This window comes from Ensifer aridi, assembly GCF_002078505.1.
Lineage (GTDB): Bacteria > Pseudomonadota > Alphaproteobacteria > Rhizobiales > Rhizobiaceae > Sinorhizobium > Sinorhizobium aridi.
In genome coordinates, this window is sequence record NZ_LUAV01000057.1 from 1 (window position 1) to 257 (window position 257).

Genomic DNA, 257 nt, shown 5'->3' on the forward strand with positions numbered 1-257 from the left:
ATTCCCCTGGGCTGGCGATTGCGCGGCAAGCTCGATCATGTCGCATGGCGGCGCAGCCTTGATCAGCTGTTTGCCCGTCACGAGGCGCTGCGCTCGACGTTCGTCGCCGGAGAGGATGACCCGCAGGTCCAGATTTTATCAGCGGACACGCGATTGCCGGTGGTCGAAGACGACCTTCGGGGAGAGACGGATGCCGAGGTTTTGCTTTCGGCCCTGTGCGAAGAAGAAGCAAGGACACCGTTCGATCTTGCGCGCGG

1 protein-coding gene is annotated in these 257 nt (G+C 62.3%); it reads left to right on the forward strand.

The features are described 5' to 3' along the window. Window positions 1-257: condensation domain-containing protein (locus AYK65_RS31130; protein WP_172402096.1), on the forward strand; the 257-nt coding region annotated here is incomplete at both ends.